Below are 16,861 nucleotides of genomic sequence, written 5' to 3' on the forward strand. Positions count from 1 at the left end.
TGTCTACCATTCAACTTACCCCATCCCGGGCCGACAAACTGGCACTATCAATACTTGTAGGAGCGAGCTTGCTCGCGATGGACTTGAGAGCGCCGCGGGGTGCCAGGCGTCACGCATTATCGTTGACGACCATCGCGAGCAAGCTCGCTCCTACACAAATCATAATGGCGGAGATAACGGATATGTCCCTACGCACCCTGCTCAGCACCCTGCTGGTGGTCTGCAGTTTTTCGGTCATGGCAGCCACCGAAATCGTGCCGCTGAACTACCGCACCAGCGCCGACCTGCTGCCCGTGGCGCAGGATTTCGTCGGCAAGGACGGACAGGTCAGCGCCTACGGCAATCAACTCATCGTCAACGCCGATCAACGCAAGATCGACGAACTTAAAGCCCTTCTTTCGCAACTCGACACTGCACCCAAGCGCCTGCTGATCACCGTCGACACCAGCGACAACAACTTCCAGGACGACCAGGGTTATTCGGTCAACGGCGCCAAGTCAAACCAGACCCGCATCATCAACTACAGCACCGATAGCCGCGACGGCGGCATTCAGCAAGTGCAGGCCAGCGAAGGCGCACCGGCACTGATCCAGGTCGGCCAGAGCGTGCCGATCACCAGCAGCCAGAGCGACTCCTATGGCGGTTACCGCAACCAGACTGAATACCGCAACGTCACCCAGGGCTTCTACGTCACCGCAAACGTCACCGGTGACATCGTTCACTTGTCGATCAGTACCAACCGTGACCGCATGAGCCAGGAACGTCCCGATGTAGTGAACGTACAAAGCACCGACACAACCGTCACCGGTCACCTCGGTGAGTGGATCCTGCTGGCCGGGGTGAATGGCCAGACCCAGGCCGACAAACAGGGCCTGACCCGCAGCTACTCGAGCCAGAGCCGCAACGACATGACATTGCGGGTGAAAGTCGACACCCTGGACCAAAGCACCAAAAACTGACTGACGAGTCGTATTAGACCAAAGATGTAGTGCTTGAAAAAAAGCACTACAAAACGTTTGACGAGCCAAAAAAGCGAAGGCATGATGGCCTCGCTCCCGCTAATCAGAGGCCCTGGCAAGGGCCTTCGAGGCGATGTTCGCACCTACCCCCGCGAACCGCTTCGTGTCTGTACCGCCCACAAGGTGTGTTTGACGAGGTTGTCGACTGGAACGAAGTTGTCCCGAGGGACGGAAGCGTAATAGGTAACCCGGCACCACACTGATGTTCGCACCAAGGCCCACGACGCCCGAATGCGCCCGCAGTTCGCCTTTACCTGCTCACTTCCCCTCGAGCCGATCGTTCATCCCGTCGCCCTCCCCGCCGAATCCGACTTGACCGCTTAAGCTTCTGGTCAGCGAGCGCAGGAATTTTCCACCGCAGAACAACTTTTCATAAAGACGCGACGAGGTTTATCTCCCATGGCACTGACACGCGAACAGCAAATTGCAGCCCTCGAAAAAGACTGGGCTGAAAACCCGCGCTGGAAAGGCGTGACACGCACTTACTCCGCTGCTGACGTCGTCCGCCTGCGTGGCTCGGTTCAACCTGAGCACACCTTTGCAAAAATGGGCGCCGAGAAGCTGTGGAACCTGGTCACCCAAGGTGCCAAGCCGGCCTTCCGTCCTGAGAAAGATTTCGTCAACTGCATGGGCGCCCTGACCGGCGGCCAGGCTGTACAACAAGTCAAGGCCGGTATCCAGGCGATCTACCTGTCGGGCTGGCAAGTGGCTGCGGACAACAACTCCGCCGAATCGATGTACCCGGATCAGTCGCTGTACCCGGTGGACTCGGTTCCAACCGTGGTCAAGCGCATCAACAACTCGTTCCGTCGTGCCGACCAGATCCAGTGGAAAGCCGGCAAGAACCCGGGCGACGCTGGCTACATCGACTACTTCGCGCCAATCGTGGCTGACGCTGAAGCCGGTTTCGGCGGCGTACTGAACGCTTACGAGCTGATGAAGAGCATGATCGAAGCAGGCGCCGCCGGCGTTCACTTCGAAGACCAACTGGCTTCCGTGAAGAAATGCGGCCACATGGGCGGCAAGGTACTGGTTCCTACCCAGGAAGCCGTACAGAAGCTGACCGCTGCTCGCCTGGCTGCTGACGTTGCCGGTACTCCGACCATCATCCTGGCCCGTACCGATGCTAACGCCGCTGACCTGCTGACTTCCGACTGCGACCCGTACGACCAGCCATTCGTGACTGGCGAACGTACCCAGGAAGGCTTCTACAAAGTACGCGCCGGCCTGGACCAGGCCATCGCTCGCGGTCTGGCCTACGCTCCGTACGCCGACCTGATCTGGTGCGAAACCGCCAAGCCAGACCTGGACGAGGCTCGTCGCTTCGCTGAAGCGATCAAGAAGGAATACCCGGACCAACTGCTGTCGTACAACTGCTCGCCTTCCTTCAACTGGAAGAAAAACCTGGACGACGCGACCATCGCCAAGTTCCAGCGCGAACTGTCCGCCATGGGCTACAAGCACCAGTTCATCACCCTGGCCGGCATTCACAACATGTGGCACAGCATGTTCAACCTGGCGCACGACTACGCCCGCAACGACATGACTGCCTACGTGAAGCTGCAAGAGCAGGAATTCGCTGACGCCGCCAAGGGTTACACCTTCGTGGCGCACCAGCAGGAAGTGGGCACCGGCTACTTCGACGACATGACTACCGTGATCCAGGGTGGCTCGTCTTCAGTGACCGCACTGACCGGTTCGACCGAAGAAGAACAGTTCCACTGATCTGCTTCGCCTGAGCAAACGGCCGTTGCGGACCAATTAGAAACCGCAACGCCGCAAATCTGACGCCCCGACTGGTTCGGGGCGTTTTTTTGCCTGCGCCCTCCCCCCCAAAAACCACAAACTCCTGTAGGAGCTGCCGCAGGCTGCGATCTTTTGATCTTGCCTCTAAAAAAACAAGATCAAAAGATCGCAGCCTCGTTTCACTCGACAGCTCCTACAGGGGATCGGCGATAGCCTGACGAAACATTGATCCAGAGCGCCATCGGCGTCAGAAAAATCCGCTAAAACACGCCCCTCCGCTACTTGCAGTAACGCCCATACAAGACAACTTCCCGAGTATCCGAAGGACAAGCAGTTTAAAAACCGATCCAAATAATACTGATTATCATTTATAGGCAGCAATGTTCGTTACATTCCCTACAAAACATAATTGACGAAATGCCGGCTAATGCCCACGGGCCAAGGGCTACAGGGCCTTGAGGGCTCCCTATGTCCTTATTCCTATAAATAATTTCGCTATAGGAATTTTACTTGCCGGGTGTTTAGCCATAAAATCAGCGGGATTGATTGCTGCGACATATCGTCACTGCCTTTGTTTCTTTTCAAGCTCAGAGACCTTTGCTCTCTGTTAAGGATTACCAGCATGCCCGAAGCGACAGGACTCATGGCCCACAACTGGGGCTTTGCCATTTTCCTTCTAGGCGTTGTCGGCCTCTGCGCCTTCATGCTCGGTGTTTCCAGCCTCCTCGGGTCAAAAGCCTGGGGCCGCAGCAAAAACGAACCGTTCGAGTCCGGCATGCTACCTACAGGTGGCGCCCGCTTGCGGCTCTCAGCCAAATTCTATCTGGTCGCGATGCTCTTCGTGATCTTCGATATCGAAGCCCTCTTTCTCTTTGCATGGTCTGTGTCCGTCCGCGAAAGCGGCTGGACCGGATTCGTCGAAGCTCTCGTTTTCATAGCAATTCTGTTGGCAGGCCTTGTCTACCTATTCCGAGTGGGCGCCCTTGACTGGGCTCCGGAAGCTCGGCGCAAGCGGCAAGCGAAGCTGAAACAATGAGGCTTTGGCAATGCAATACAATCTCACCAGGATCGACCCCGATGCTCCTAACGAGCAGTATCCGATTGGCCAGCGGGAAACCGTTTCCGATCCGTTAGAAGATCAAGTCCACAAAAACATTTTCATGGGCAAGCTCGAAGACGTGCTTAACGGCACGATCAACTGGGGGCGCAAGAACTCCCTGTGGCCGTATAACTTCGGTCTTTCGTGCTGCTACGTGGAAATGACCACCGCCTTCACGGCGCCCCACGACATCGCGCGCTTTGGCGCCGAGGTTATCCGGGCATCACCGCGCCAGGCGGATTTCATGGTTATCGCCGGTACCTGCTTCATCAAGATGGCGCCGATCATTCAGCGTCTCTACGAGCAAATGCTCGAACCTAAATGGGTCATCTCCATGGGTTCGTGCGCCAACTCCGGTGGCATGTACGACATCTACTCCGTCGTTCAAGGGGTGGACAAGTTCCTGCCCGTGGACGTCTACGTGCCTGGCTGCCCGCCCCGCCCTGAAGCTTTCCTGCAAGGCCTGATGCTGTTGCAGGAGTCGATTGGCCAGGAGCGTCGCCCACTTTCCTGGGTCGTTGGCGATCAAGGCGTGTATCGCGCCGAGATGCCTTCCGAAAAGGAAAAGCGCCGCGAACAGCGAATCGCAGTCACCAACCTGCGCAGCCCCGACGAAGTCTGATCCAGATCTGCTTCTTTCCATAGAACGAGAACCTGGCTTCATTCTTTACGTTGACCGAAAGCGATAAAATAACCATGACTACAGGCAGTGCTCTGTACATCCCGCCTTACAAGGCAGACGACCAGGATGTGGTCGTCGAACTGAACAACCGTTTTGGCCCGGAGGCGTTCACCGCCCAGCCTACCCGCACCGGCATGCCGGTGCTTTGGGTTGCCCGCGCCAAACTCGTCGAAGTCCTGACCTTCCTGCGCAACCTGCCCAAGCCGTACGTCATGCTCTATGACCTGCACGGCGTGGACGAGCGTCTGCGCACCAAGCGTCAAGGGCTGCCGAACGGCGTCGACTTCTCCGTGTTCTATCACTTGATGTCGATCGAACGTAATAGTGACGTAATGATCAAGGTCGCCTTGTCCGAGAGCGACCTCAGTTTACCGACCGTCACCAGCATCTGGCCGAACGCCAACTGGTACGAGCGTGAAGTCTGGGACATGTTCGGCATCGACTTCAAAGGCCACCCTCACCTGTCGCGCATCATGATGCCGCCGACCTGGGAAGGTCACCCGCTGCGCAAGGACTTCCCGGCGCGTGCCACCGAGTTCGACCCGTTCACCCTGAACCTGGCCAAGCAGCAGCTCGAGGAAGAGTCCGCGCGCTTCAAGCCGGAAGACTGGGGCATGAAGCGTTCCGGCCCGAACGAGGACTACATGTTCCTCAACCTCGGCCCGAACCACCCGTCCGCGCATGGTGCGTTCCGCATCATCCTGCAGCTGGACGGTGAAGAGATCGTCGACTGCGTACCGGACGTCGGTTACCACCACCGTGGTGCCGAGAAGATGGCCGAGCGTCAGTCCTGGCACAGCTTCATCCCGTACACCGACCGTATCGACTACCTCGGCGGCGTGATGAACAACCTGCCGTACGTGCTCTCGGTCGAGAAGCTGGCCGGCATCAAGGTGCCGGAGAAGGTCGACGTCATCCGCATCATGATGGCCGAGTTCTTCCGGATCACCAGCCACCTGCTGTTCCTGGGTACCTACATCCAGGACGTCGGCGCCATGACCCCGGTGTTCTTCACTTTCACCGACCGTCAGCGCGCGTACACGGTGATCGAAGCCATTACCGGTTTCCGCCTGCACCCGGCCTGGTACCGCATCGGTGGCGTCGCCCACGACCTGCCGCGCGGCTGGGAAAAACTGGTCAAGGATTTCGTCGAGTGGATGCCCAAGCGTCTGGACGAATACCAGAAAGCCGCACTGGACAACAGCATCCTGCGTGGCCGGACCATCGGCGTCGCCGACTACAACACCAAAGAGGCCCTGGAATGGGGCGTCACCGGTGCCGGCCTGCGTTCGACCGGTTGCGATTTCGACCTGCGCAAAGCGCGTCCGTACTCGGGCTACGAGAACTTCGAATTCGAAGTGCCGCTGGCCGCCAATGGCGATGCCTATGACCGCTGCATCGTGCGTGTCGAGGAGATGCGCCAGAGCATCAGGATCATCGACCAGTGCCTGCGCAACATGCCGGAAGGCCCGTACAAAGCGGATCACCCGCTGACCACGCCGCCGCCGAAAGAGCGCACCCTGCAGCACATCGAAACCTTGATCACACACTTCCTGCAAGTTTCGTGGGGCCCGGTCATGCCGGCCAACGAATCCTTCCAGATGATCGAAGCGACCAAGGGCATCAACAGTTATTACCTGACGAGCGATGGCGGCACCATGAGCTACCGCACCCGGATTCGTACCCCAAGCTTCCCGCACCTGCAGCAGATCCCTTCGGTGATCAAAGGCAGCATGGTCGCGGACTTGATTGCGTACCTGGGTAGTATCGATTTCGTTATGGCCGACGTGGACCGCTAAGCATGAACAGCACGCTTATCCAGACAGACCGTTTCACCTTGAGTGAAACCGAGCGCTCGGCCATCGAGCACGAGTTGCATCACTACGAAGACCCGCGAGCGGCGTCGATCGAAGCCCTGAAGATCGTCCAGAAGGAACGTGGCTGGGTGCCGGACGGCGCCCTGTACGCCATCGGCGAGATCCTCGGCATCCCGGCCAGCGACGTTGAAGGTGTGGCGACGTTCTATAGCCAGATCTTCCGTCAGCCAGTGGGCCGTCACATCATTCGCGTCTGCGACAGCATGGTCTGCTACATCGGCGGCCACGAGTCCGTGGTCAGTGAAATCCAGAGCAAACTGGGCATCGGCCTGGGTCAGACCACCACCGATGGTCGTTTCACCCTGCTGCCGGTCTGCTGCCTCGGCAACTGCGACAAGGCGCCGGCGTTGATGATCGACGACGACACTTTCGGTGATGTGCAGCCAGCAGGCGTTGCCAAATTGCTCGAGGGCTACGTATGACCCTGACTTCCTTCGGTCCGGCCAACCTCATCAAACGTTCGGCCGAGACTCACCCACTGACCTGGCGTCTGCGTGACGACGGCGAAGCCGTATGGCTCGACGAGTACCAGGCCAAGAACGGTTACGCCGCTGCGCGCAAGGCCTTCGCCGACATGGCTCAGGACGACATCGTCCAGACCGTGAAAGACTCCGGCCTCAAGGGCCGCGGCGGTGCAGGCTTCCCCACTGGCGTGAAGTGGGGCCTGATGCCAAAGGACGAATCCATCAACATCCGCTACCTGCTGTGCAACGCGGATGAAATGGAGCCGAACACCTGGAAAGACCGCATGTTGATGGAGCAACTGCCCCATCTGCTGATCGAAGGCATGCTGATCAGTGCCCGCGCGCTGAAAACCTACCGTGGCTACATCTTCCTGCGTGGCGAGTACACCACCGCCGCCAAGCACTTGAACCGTGCCGTGGAAGAAGCCAAGGCAGCTGGCCTGCTGGGCAAGAACATCCTGGGTTCGGGTTTTGATTTCGAACTGTTCGTCCACACTGGCGCCGGGCGTTACATCTGCGGTGAAGAAACCGCACTGATCAACTCCCTCGAAGGCCGCCGCGCCAACCCGCGCTCCAAGCCGCCGTTCCCGGCCGCCGTTGGCGTGTGGGGCAAGCCGACTTGCGTGAACAACGTCGAGACCCTCTGCAACGTGCCGGCGATCATTGCCGACGGCGTGGACTGGTACAAATCGTTGGCCTGCGAAGGCAGTGAAGACATGGGCACCAAGCTCATGGGCTTCTCCGGTAAGGTCAAGAACCCGGGCCTGTGGGAACTGCCATTCGGCGTCACCGCTCGCGAGCTGTTCGAAGACTACGCCGGCGGCATGCGCGACGGTTACAAGCTCAAGTGCTGGCAGCCTGGCGGCGCCGGTACCGGCTTCCTGTTGCCGGAACACCTGGACGCACAAATGTACGCCGGCGGCATCGCCAAAGTGGGCACCCGTATGGGTACCGGCCTGGCCATGGCGGTGGACGACAGCGTCAACATGGTGTCCCTGCTGCGCAACATGGAACAGTTCTTCGCCCGCGAGTCCTGTGGCTTCTGCACCCCGTGCCGCGATGGCTTGCCATGGAGCGTCAAGCTCCTGATGGCCATCGAGAACGGTGAAGGGCAAGCCGGCGACATCGAGACCCTGCTGGGTCTGGTCGGCTTCCTCGGCCCAGGCAAGACCTTCTGTGCTCACGCACCGGGCGCCGTGGAGCCGTTGGGCAGCGCGATCAAATACTTCCGCCATGAGTTCGAAGCCGGTATCGCGCCAGTCAGCGCCGCCGTCCCGCCTCTGGCAAGGCCGATCCTGGTCGGCGCGTAAACGCTTAAAAAAGGCGAAGGGTCCGTGCCCTTCGCTTTTCGTGTGATGACGCCTTTAACGGCTGTGTTGATTCACGCGGATAACAAGATTCCATTAGCCACGCCCGCTGACACCGGGCCAACGAAGAACTTTGAACCATGGCCACTATCCACGTAGACGGCAAAGAGCTCGAAGTCGATGGGGCAGACAACCTGTTAAAGGCATGTCTGTCGCTAGGCCTCGATATCCCTTATTTCTGCTGGCACCCTGCCCTTGGCAGCGTTGGCGCTTGCCGCCAGTGCGCGGTCAAGCAGTACACCGACGAGAACGACACCCGTGGTCGTATCGTGATGTCCTGCATGACCCCTGCCACCGACGGCACCTGGATCTCCATCGAAGATGAAGAATCCAAGGCCTTCCGTGCCAGTGTTGTTGAATGGTTGATGACCAACCACCCTCACGACTGCCCGGTCTGTGAAGAAGGCGGTCACTGCCACCTGCAAGACATGACGGTAATGACCGGCCACAACGAGCGCCGTTACCGCTTCACCAAGCGTACTCACCAGAACCAGCAACTGGGCCCGTTCATTTCCCACGAAATGAACCGCTGCATCGCTTGCTACCGTTGCGTGCGCTTCTATAAAGACTACGCCGGCGGCACCGACTTGGGCGTATACGGCGCCCACGACAACGTGTACTTCGGTCGCGTTGAAGACGGCACCCTGGAAAGCGAGTTCTCCGGCAACCTCACCGAGGTCTGCCCGACCGGTGTGTTCACCGACAAGACTCACTCCGAGCGCTACAACCGTAAGTGGGACATGCAGTTCTCGCCGAGCATCTGCCATGGCTGCTCCAGCGGTTGCAACATTTCCCCGGGCGAGCGTTACGGCGAACTGCGTCGCATCGAAAACCGTTTCAACGGTTCGGTGAACCAGTACTTCCTGTGCGACCGTGGCCGTTTCGGCTATGGCTACGTCAACCGCGAAGACCGCCCGCGTCAGCCACTGCTGGCCAACGGCGCCAAGCTGGGCCTCGACGAAGCACTGGATAAAGCCGCTGACCTGCTGCGCGGTCGCAACATCGTTGGTATCGGTTCGCCGCGCGCCAGCCTCGAAAGCAACTACGCGTTGCTTGAACTGGTCGGCGCCGAGCACTTCTACTCCGGTATCGAAGCCGCTGAGCTTGAGCGCATTCGTCTGGTTGTACAGGTGCTCAAAGACAGTCCGCTGCCGATCCCGAACATGCGCGACATCGAAGATCACGATGCGATTTTCGTCCTCGGCGAAGACCTGACCCAGACCGCTGCGCGCATGGCCCTGGCCCTGCGTCAATCGGTCAAGGGCAAGGCCGAAGACATGGCCGACGCCATGCGCGTTCAGCCATGGCTCGATGCCGCGGTGAAGAACATCGGTCAGAACGCGCTGAACCCGCTGTTCATCGCCAGCCTGGCTGAAACCAAGCTCGACGACGTGGCTGAAGAATGCGTTCACGCAGCTCCCGACGACCTGGCCCGCATCGGTTTCGCCGTGGCTCACGCCCTCGATGCCAGCGCGCCGGCCGTTGAAGGCCTGGACGCTGAAGCCCTCGAACTGGCTCAGCGCATCGCCAACGCCCTGCTCGCTGCCAAGCGTCCATTGATCATTGCCGGTACCTCGCTGGGTTCCAAGGCGCTGATCGAAGCCGCGGCGAACATCGCCAAGGCCCTGAAGCTGCGTGAGAAGAACGGTTCCATCAGCCTGATCGTGCCAGAGGCCAACAGCCTCGGCCTGGCCATGCTTGGTGGTGACTCGGTCGACGCAGCCCTGCAAGCGGTGATCGACGGTAAGGCCGACGCCATCGTCGTGCTGGAAAACGATCTATACACCCGCACCGACAAAGCCAAGGTCGATGCGGCCCTGAACGCCGCGAAAGTGGTGATCGTGGCGGACCATCAGAAGACCGCCACCAGCGATCGCGCGCACCTGGTTCTGCCAGCTGCCAGCTTTGCTGAAGGCGACGGTACGCTGGTCAGCCAGGAAGGCCGCGCCCAGCGTTTCTTCCAGGTCTTCGACCCGACTTACCTCGACGCAAGCATTCTGGTTCACGAAGGCTGGCGCTGGCTGCATGCCCTGCGCTCGACCCTGCTGAACCAGCCGATCGACTGGACCCAACTGGACCACGTCACCGCTGCCGTTGCTGCGAGCAAACCGCAACTGGCGCGCATCGTCGATGCCGCACCGTCCGCCGCGTTCCGCATCAAAGGCCTGAAACTGGCTCGTGAACCGCTGCGTTACAGCGGCCGGACCGCCATGCGCGCCGACATCAGCGTGCACGAACCGCGTACTTCCCAGGACAACGACACCGCGTTCTCGTTCTCCATGGAAGGTTACTCGGGCTCGGTCGAACCGCGTCAGCAAGTGCCATTCGCCTGGTCTCCGGGCTGGAACTCGCCGCAAGCCTGGAACAAGTTCCAGGACGAAGTCGGTGGTCACATCCGCGCTGGCGACCCGGGCACCCGCCTGATCGAAAGCACTGGTGACTCGCTGAACTGGTTCGCCAGTGTTCCGCGCGCGTTCAACCCAGCCCAAGGCACCTGGCAGGTTGTGCCGTTCTTCCACCTGTTCGGCAGCGAAGAGAACTCTTCGAAAGCCGCTCCGGTTCAGGAACGCATTCCGGCTGCTTATGTTGCGCTGGCCAAGTCCGAAGCCGACCGTTTGGGCGTCAACGATGGCGCCATGCTGAGCCTGAACGTGGCTGGTCAGACCCTGCGTCTGCCACTGCGTATCAATGAAGAGCTGGGCGCCGGTCTGGTGGCATTGCCTGCGGGCATCGCCGGCATTCCGCCAGCGATCTTTGGCAAATCCGTTGACGGTCTGCAGGAGGCAGCTCAATGACCTTGTTCACTCCTGAAGTGATCGACATCATCATCGCGGTCCTCAAGGCCGTGGTGATTCTGCTTGCCGTGGTGGTTTGCGGCGCCCTGCTGAGCTGGGTCGAGCGTCGTCTGCTCGCCCTCTGGCAGGACCGTTACGGTCCAAACCGTGTCGGTCCGTTCGGCGCATTCCAGATCGCGGCCGACATGATCAAGATGTTCTTCAAGGAAGACTGGACGCCGCCGTTCGCCGACAAAGTGATCTTCACTTTGGCGCCGGTCGTGGCCATGAGCGCCTTGCTGATTGCCTTCGCAATCATCCCGATCACCCCGACCTGGGGTGTCGCGGACATCAACATCGGCATCCTGTTCTTCTTCGCCATGGCTGGCCTGTCGGTCTACGCGGTGCTGTTCGCCGGCTGGTCGAGCAACAACAAGTTCGCCCTGTTGGGCAGCTTGCGTGCCTCGGCGCAGACCGTGTCGTACGAAGTGTTCATGGGCCTGTCGCTGATGGGCATCGTGATCCAGGTCGGCTCGTTCAACATGCGCGACATCGTTGAATATCAAGCGCAGAACCTGTGGTTCGTCATTCCGCAGATCTTCGGTTTCCTGACCTTCTTCATCGCTGGCGTGGCCGTGACTCACCGTCACCCGTTCGACCAGCCGGAAGCGGAGCAGGAACTGGCCGACGGTTACCACATTGAATACGCCGGCATGAAATGGGGCATGTTCTTCGTCGGCGAGTACATCGGCATCGTGTTGATTTCGGCGCTGCTGGTGACCTTGTTCTTCGGTGGCTGGCACGGTCCGTTCGGCATCCTGCCGCAGATCCCGTTCATCTGGTTCGCGTTGAAAACCGCGTTCTTCATCATGTTCTTCATCCTGCTGCGCGCCTCGATTCCGCGCCCACGGTATGACCAAGTGATGGATTTCAGCTGGAAGTTCTGCCTGCCGCTGACCCTCGTCAACATGCTGGTGACCGCTGCGATCGTGTTGCTCAACACGCCCGCCGTCGCGGCTCAGTGAGGATAGAGAATCATGAAGTACATTTTTGACATCGTGCATGGCTTCTACACCCAGCTTCGTAGCCTGGTGATGATTTTCAGCCACGCCTTCCGCAAGCGCGACACGCTGCAGTACCCGGAAGAACCGGTCTACCTGCCGCCGCGCTACCGTGGGCGTATCGTCCTGACCCGCGACCCTGATGGCGAAGAACGTTGTGTAGCCTGCAACCTGTGCGCCGTGGCCTGCCCGGTTGGTTGCATCTCGCTGCAGAAAGCTGAAACCGAAGACGGTCGCTGGTACCCGGACTTCTTCCGCATCAACTTCTCGCGCTGCATTTTCTGCGGCCTCTGCGAGGAAGCCTGCCCGACCACCGCGATCCAGCTGACGCCGGATTTCGAAATGGCCGAGTTCAAACGTCAGGACCTGGTTTACGAGAAAGAAGATCTGCTGATCTCCGGCCCCGGCAAAAACCCTGATTACAACTTCTATCGTGTTGCAGGTATGGCGATTGCCGGGAAGCCGAAAGGCTCCGCGCAGAATGAAGCCGAACCGATCAACGTGAAGAGCTTGCTGCCTTAAGGAAGAAAGATGGAATTCGCTTTCTATTTCGCATCGGGTATCGCTGTGGTGTCCACGCTTCGCGTGATCACCAACACCAACCCTGTGCACGCCCTGCTCTACCTGATCATTTCGCTGATCGCCGTGGCGATGACGTTCTTCGCCCTCGGCGCACCGTTTGCCGGTGTCCTGGAAGTGATCGCCTACGCTGGCGCCATCATGGTGCTGTTCGTGTTCGTGGTGATGATGCTGAACCTGGGCCCGGCCTCGGCTCAGCAAGAGCGCGCCTGGCTCAAGCCCGGCATCTGGGGCGGCCCGGTCCTCCTCGCTGCGCTGCTGCTGGTGGAACTGCTGTATGTGCTGTTCTCCCACCAGACCGGTGAAGCCATCGGCCACACCACCGTAGACGCCAAGGCCGTGGGCATCAGCCTGTTCGGTCCTTACCTGCTGGTGGTCGAACTCGCCTCGATGCTGCTGCTCGCCGCAGCCGTCACGGCGTTCCACTTGGGCCGCAACGAAGCCAAGGAGCAATGACGATGCCTGCTATCCCCATGGAGCATGGCCTGGCGGTTGCCGGCATCCTGTTCTGCCTCGGTCTGGTCGGCCTGATGGTCCGCCGCAACATCCTTTTCGTGCTGATGAGCCTGGAGGTCATGATGAATGCCTCCGCCCTGGCGTTCATCGTTGCCGGTAGCCGCTGGGCGCAGCCGGATGGACAGATCATGTTCATCCTGGTGATCAGCCTGGCAGCCGCCGAGGCCAGTATTGGCCTGGCGATCCTGCTGCAACTGTATCGCCGCTTCCACACGCTCGATATCGACGCTGCCAGTGAGATGCGCGGATGAACCTTCTCTATCTGACTTTCCTGTTCCCCCTGATCGGTTTTGTGCTGCTGGCGTTTTCTCGCGGCCGTCTCTCGGAAAACCTTTCGGCGCTGATCGGCGTCGGCTCCATTGGCCTGTCGGCGATCGTCGCGGCCTATGTGATCTGGCAGTTCAACGTCGCCCCGCCGGAAGGCGGTCACTACACCCTGGTGTTGTGGCAGTGGATGGCGGTGGAAGGCTTCACGCCGAACTTCGCCCTGCACCTGGATGGCCTGTCCGTAACCATGCTCGGTGTGGTGGTTGGCGTCGGCTTCCTGATCCACCTGTTCGCCTCCTGGTACATGCGCAGTGAAGACGGCTACTCGCGTTTCTTCGCCTACACCAACCTGTTTATCGCCAGCATGCTGTTCCTGGTCCTGGCCGATAACCTGCTGTTCGTGTACTTCGGTTGGGAAGGCGTGGGTCTGTGCTCGTACCTGTTGATCGGTTTCTACTACAGCAACCGCAACAACGGTAACGCCGCACTCAAGGCCTTCATCGTGACCCGTATCGGCGACGTGTTCATGGCCATCGGCCTGTTCATTCTGTTTGCCCAACTGGGCACCCTGAACATCCAGGAACTGCTGGTGCTGGCTCCGCAGAAATTCCAGTCCGGCGATTTCTGGATGGTCATGGCTACCTTGATGCTGCTGGGCGGCGCTGTCGGTAAATCCGCGCAACTGCCGCTGCAAACCTGGCTGGCGGATGCGATGGCCGGCCCGACTCCGGTTTCGGCACTGATCCACGCCGCAACCATGGTGACCGCCGGTGTCTACCTGATTGCCCGTACCCACGGCCTGTTCACCCTGGCGCCGGAAATCCTGCACCTGGTGGGCATCGTTGGCGGTGTGACCCTGGTTCTCGCAGGTTTCGCCGCACTGGTTCAGACCGACATCAAGCGTATCCTCGCCTACTCGACCATGAGCCAGATCGGCTACATGTTCCTGGCCCTGGGCGTTGGTGCCTGGGATGGCGCGATCTTCCACCTGATGACCCACGCCTTCTTCAAGGCCCTGCTGTTCCTTGCGTCCGGTGCGGTGATCGTTGCCTGCCACCACGAGCAGAACATCTTCAAGATGGGCGGCCTGTGGAAGAAACTGCCACTGGCCTACGCCAGTTTCATCGTCGGCGGCGCGGCCCTGGCGGCCCTGCCTCTGGTGACCGCAGGCTTCTACTCCAAGGACGAAATCCTCTGGGAAGCGTTCGCCAGCGGCAACAACGGTCTGCTTTACGCGGGTCTGGTCGGCGCGTTCATGACTTCGCTGTACACCTTCCGCCTGATCTTCATCGCGTTCCACGGTGAAGCGAAGACCGAAGCCCACGCTGGTCACGGTATCGCTCACTGGCTGCCACTGTCGGTGCTGATCGTACTGTCGACCTTCGTCGGCGCGATGATCGTTCCGCCGCTGCACGGTGTGTTGCCGGAAAGCGTCGGCCATGCCGGCGGCGAAGCCAAGCACAGTCTGGAAATCGCTTCGGGCGCCATCGCCCTGTCCGGTATCCTGCTGGCCGCGCTGCTGTTCCTCGGCAAGCGTCGCTTCGTCACCGGCATCGCCAACAGCGGCATCGGCCGTATCCTCTCGGCCTGGTGGTTCGCTGCCTGGGGCTTCGACTGGATCTACGACAAACTGTTCGTCAAGCCGTACCTGGCGATCAGCCACATCCTGCGCAAAGACCCGCTCGACCAGACCATCGGTCTGATCCCGCGCATGGCCAAAGGCGGTCACACCGCCCTGAGCCGTACCGAGACCGGTCAACTGCGTTGGTACGCCGCCTCGATGGCTGCTGGTGCCGTGCTGGTCATTGGCGCCGTCGTGCTGGTAGCGGTCTGATATGAACCTTGCGAATTTGCGAAAGGAAACGAACCCGTCATGATTCTGCCTTGGCTAATCCTGATCCCCTTCATCGGCGGCCTGCTGTGCTGGATGGGTGAGCGCTTCGGCGCCACCCTCCCGCGCTGGATTGCGCTGATCACCATGTCCCTGCTGCTCTCCCTCGGCCTCTGGCTGTGGGCCAACGGTGACTATTCATTTGCTCCGGCACCGGGTGCCGATCCGACCTGGGCGCTTGAGTTCAAACACGTCTGGATCCAGCGCTTCGGCATCAATGTGCACCTGGCCCTCGACGGCCTGTCGCTGTTGATGATCATGCTGACCGGTCTGCTGGGTGTGCTCTCGGTACTCTGCTCGTGGAAAGAGATCCAGCGTCACGTTGGCTTCTTCCACCTGAACCTGATGTGGATCCTGGGCGGTGTCGTCGGCGTGTTCCTCGCCCTCGACCTGTTCATGTTCTTCTTCTTCTGGGAAATGATGCTGGTGCCGATGTACTTCCTCATCGCGCTCTGGGGTCACAGTTCTTCGGACGGCAAGAAAACCCGGATCTACGCGGCGACCAAGTTCTTCATCTTCACTCAGGCTTCCGGCCTGATCATGCTGGTGGCGATCCTGGGTCTGGTACTGGTCAACTTCAACGACACCGGCGTGATTACTTTCAACTACGCCGATCTGTTGAAAACCAGGATGTCGACGACTACCGAGTACATCCTGATGCTCGGCTTCTTCATCGCCTTCGCGGTCAAGTTGCCGGTCGTGCCGTTCCACTCCTGGCTGCCTGACGCTCACGCCCAGGCGCCGACCGCGGGTTCCGTGGACCTGGCCGGTATCTTGTTGAAGACTGCGGCGTATGGCCTGCTGCGTTTCGCCCTGCCGCTGTTCCCGAATGCCTCGGCCGAGTTCGCGCCGTTTGCGATGACCCTGGGTCTGATCGGGATTTTCTACGGTGCGTTCCTGGCGTTCGCGCAAACCGACATCAAGCGCCTGATTGCCTTCTCGTCCGTTTCCCACATGGGCTTCGTACTGATCGGCATCTACTCCGGCAGCCAACTAGCGCTGCAGGGTGCGGTGATGCAGATGCTGGCGCACGGTCTGTCGGCGGCGGCACTCTTTATCCTCTCCGGTCAGTTGTACGAGCGTACCCACACCCGCGACATGCGCGAGATGGGTGGCCTGTGGTCGAAGATCGCTTACCTGCCAGCCTTAAGCCTGTTCTTCGCAGCAGCTTCCCTGGGCTTGCCGGCGACCGGTAACTTTGTCGGTGAGTTCCTGATTCTGATCGGCACCTTCCCGATCGCTCCATGGGTCACCATCATCGCGACGTCCGGCCTGGTGTTCGGTTCGGTCTACTCGCTGATCATGATCCACCGTGCCTACTTCGGCCCGTCGAAATCGGACGCGGTGTTACATGGCATGGACGGTCGCGAAATGATCATGGTGGTCGGTCTGGCCGCACTGCTGATTTACATCGGCGTGTACCCACAACCGTTCCTCGATACCTCTGCCGCTACGATGCATGGCGTGCAGCAATGGCTCGGCACCGCCTTCACTCAACTCGCTTCGGCCCGGTAAGAGC

General features: G+C 59.9%; 14 protein-coding genes. All 14 read left to right on the plus strand.

What is annotated here, in order from left to right:
- The first annotated feature begins 182 nt into the window (after nt 1–182).
- The gene (locus tag AC1D19_RS22310; protein ID WP_477764576.1) at nt 183–959 is read left to right on the plus strand and encodes a secretin N-terminal domain-containing protein; all 777 of its coding nucleotides are present in this window, start codon (nt 183–185) and stop codon (nt 957–959) included.
- A 459-nt stretch (nt 960–1,418) separates the two neighbouring features.
- Nucleotides 1,419–2,744, plus strand: coding sequence for an isocitrate lyase (gene aceA, locus AC1D19_RS22315; RefSeq protein ID WP_007970439.1), 1,326 nt, complete (start codon nt 1,419–1,421; stop codon nt 2,742–2,744).
- A 643-nt stretch (nt 2,745–3,387) separates the two neighbouring features.
- Nucleotides 3,388–3,801 carry an NADH-quinone oxidoreductase subunit A gene (locus tag AC1D19_RS22320; RefSeq protein WP_003223812.1) on the plus strand — a complete coding sequence of 138 codons (414 nt, stop codon included), beginning with the start codon at nt 3,388–3,390 and terminating at the stop codon, nt 3,799–3,801.
- 10 nt (nt 3,802–3,811) lie between these two features.
- Complete coding sequence (locus AC1D19_RS22325; protein ID WP_046037844.1) at nt 3,812–4,486, plus strand: NuoB/complex I 20 kDa subunit family protein; 675 nt, start codon at nt 3,812–3,814, stop codon at nt 4,484–4,486.
- Between the two features lie 74 nt (nt 4,487–4,560).
- Nucleotides 4,561–6,345: an NADH-quinone oxidoreductase subunit C/D gene (gene nuoC, locus AC1D19_RS22330; protein WP_007981273.1), complete on the plus strand. Its 1,785-nt coding sequence runs from the start codon at nt 4,561–4,563 to the stop codon at nt 6,343–6,345.
- Nucleotides 6,346–6,347: 2 nt separating this feature from the next.
- Nucleotides 6,348–6,845 carry an NADH-quinone oxidoreductase subunit NuoE gene (gene nuoE, locus AC1D19_RS22335; protein WP_008053447.1) on the plus strand — a complete coding sequence of 166 codons (498 nt, stop codon included), beginning with the start codon at nt 6,348–6,350 and terminating at the stop codon, nt 6,843–6,845.
- Nucleotides 6,842–8,197 (plus strand): NADH-quinone oxidoreductase subunit NuoF, encoded by a 1,356-nt coding sequence (gene nuoF / locus AC1D19_RS22340; protein WP_477753952.1) that lies wholly within the window; start codon nt 6,842–6,844, stop codon nt 8,195–8,197. Before nuoE ends, nuoF begins: the two co-directional genes overlap by 4 nt.
- Nucleotides 8,198–8,334: 137 nt before the next feature.
- Nucleotides 8,335–11,049, plus strand: a complete 2,715-nt coding sequence (nuoG, locus tag AC1D19_RS22345; protein ID WP_477764577.1) for an NADH-quinone oxidoreductase subunit NuoG — start codon at nt 8,335–8,337, stop codon at nt 11,047–11,049.
- A complete protein-coding gene (nuoH, locus tag AC1D19_RS22350; RefSeq protein ID WP_046037838.1) occupies nt 11,046–12,053 on the plus strand; it encodes an NADH-quinone oxidoreductase subunit NuoH in 1,008 nt (335 codons plus the stop codon). The genes nuoG and nuoH overlap by 4 nt, the downstream gene beginning before the upstream one ends.
- A gap of 12 nt (nt 12,054–12,065) precedes the next feature.
- Nucleotides 12,066–12,611, plus strand: a complete 546-nt coding sequence (gene nuoI, locus AC1D19_RS22355; protein ID WP_223444746.1) for an NADH-quinone oxidoreductase subunit NuoI — start codon at nt 12,066–12,068, stop codon at nt 12,609–12,611.
- 9 nt (nt 12,612–12,620) lie between these two features.
- Nucleotides 12,621–13,124 carry an NADH-quinone oxidoreductase subunit J gene (nuoJ, locus tag AC1D19_RS22360; RefSeq protein ID WP_046037836.1) on the plus strand — a complete coding sequence of 168 codons (504 nt, stop codon included), beginning with the start codon at nt 12,621–12,623 and terminating at the stop codon, nt 13,122–13,124.
- A 2-nt stretch (nt 13,125–13,126) separates the two neighbouring features.
- The gene (gene nuoK / locus AC1D19_RS22365) at nt 13,127–13,435 is read left to right on the plus strand and encodes an NADH-quinone oxidoreductase subunit NuoK (protein WP_007946416.1); all 309 of its coding nucleotides are present in this window, start codon (nt 13,127–13,129) and stop codon (nt 13,433–13,435) included.
- On the plus strand, nt 13,432–15,285 hold the full coding sequence (gene nuoL / locus AC1D19_RS22370; protein ID WP_477764578.1) for an NADH-quinone oxidoreductase subunit L: 1,854 nt from the start codon (nt 13,432–13,434) through the stop codon (nt 15,283–15,285). Before nuoK ends, nuoL begins: the two co-directional genes overlap by 4 nt.
- Before the next feature lie 39 nt (nt 15,286–15,324).
- Entirely contained in the window at nt 15,325–16,857 is a 1,533-nt protein-coding gene (gene nuoM / locus AC1D19_RS22375; RefSeq protein ID WP_477753956.1) for an NADH-quinone oxidoreductase subunit M, read from the plus strand.
- The last annotated feature ends 4 nt before the right edge of the window (nt 16,858–16,861 follow it).

It is taken from the genome of Pseudomonas sp. P1_C12 (genome assembly GCF_056406435.1).